The organism is Grylomicrobium aquisgranense, assembly GCF_033971865.1.
GTDB classification, from domain to species: Bacteria; Bacillota_I; Bacilli_A; order Erysipelotrichales; family Erysipelotrichaceae; genus Bulleidia; species Bulleidia massiliensis.
The window spans coordinates 1-1,374 of sequence record NZ_JALBUR010000080.1; the positions used below are offsets into that span (position 1 = coordinate 1).

Here is a 1,374-nt window from a genome sequence, read left to right on the forward strand (position 1 = left end):
TTTAGACAATATGTAAAAGCCCTCCATTAACTTGTGTGTTCGAGGATCATCCCGCATACTTGTTATTGGCTCAATAAAGAGATGGGGAAGTTGCCTCATCCAAGAAAGGAAGGCCTTTACATGATAGCATACGTTGGAATTGATGCACACACTACAAACTACACGCTCTCGACTTATTTGGAAAGATCAGCAGCACCAGTGAACACAAATACCTATTCCCCTGCTGTTGCCAACATCGTCAGCTACTGCAAGGGAATCAGGAAAAAGTTTGGAAATGATACAGAGATCATTGTCGGATATGAAGCTGGCTGCCTTGGATTTAAACTGAAGCGTGATCTTGAGAAGAATGGTCTTACCGCAAAGATCCTTGCCCCTGCTTCTATTACCGGAACAGAAATCAACAGACGCCGCAGGAAGAAAACTGACAAGCGGGATGCCGAAGCGATTGCCAGATCGCTGAAGAACCATGAATACAGCGAAGTCTATACACCCGATGAAGAAGATGAATCCGTACGTGATTTCATCCGTATGCAGCAGGATCACAAGAAGCAGCTCAGAGTGATCAAACAGCAGATCTGTGCGTTTACCACAAGGCATGGATACACATTTACAGATGGTAAGAATTACTGGACAAAGAAACATCTGAAATGGCTTAAGGAGCTTCCTCTGGAGGGAATTAATAAGGAAACACTGGATTCTTACCTGCTGTCCTATGAAACAGTTTCTGATCGTCTGGAACAGATGAACAGACGCATTGAAGAGATCGCTGAAAAGGATAAATACCGGGAAGCAGTTCATAAGCTTATCTGCTTTAAGTCAGTGAAAGTACTTACCGCTTTGGCTGTGATTGTGGAAATCGGAGATTTCACCAGATTCGTTAAAGCAAAGAACTTTGCGGCATTTCTGGGTCTGGTTGCAGGAGAACTCAGCAGCAGCGGTGATCAGAACCAAACGGGAATAACCAGGCAGGGAAACACCTTTTTGAGAAAACTCCTTGTGGAATGTGCACAGTCTTTCTCAAGGGCATCATCTGGCAAAAGTGAAGCACTGAAGAAGCGGCAGGAAGGCAATACGCCTGAAGTCATTGCATATGCGGATAGAGCAAATGAACGACTCCGGAAGAGATACATGCGTCTTGTGCTTCGCAATCGAAAGAGCCATAACAAAGCAACGGTAGCCGTAGCACGTGAGCTGTCATGCTTTATATGGGGAATGATGACAGACAATATCCATACTGCTCTTGCTTAATATGATTCTATCAATTGTCAGGATGGCAATACATGCGCAGCACATTGCAATGACAGCAGAATACAGAGGGAGGAATATGAATTAGATTGAAGGCATCAGGAAGGAGCAGCCCGGATTTGAACTGGA

The 1,374-nt window shown here is 44.5% G+C and carries 1 protein-coding gene; it reads left to right on the forward strand.

The window, feature by feature from the left end:
• Positions 1-120: 120 nt before the first annotated feature.
• Positions 121-1,248, forward strand: coding sequence for an IS110 family RNA-guided transposase (locus MOZ60_RS11500; RefSeq protein WP_370596791.1), 1,128 nt, complete (start codon positions 121-123; stop codon positions 1,246-1,248).
• The last annotated feature ends 126 nt before the right edge of the window (positions 1,249-1,374 follow it).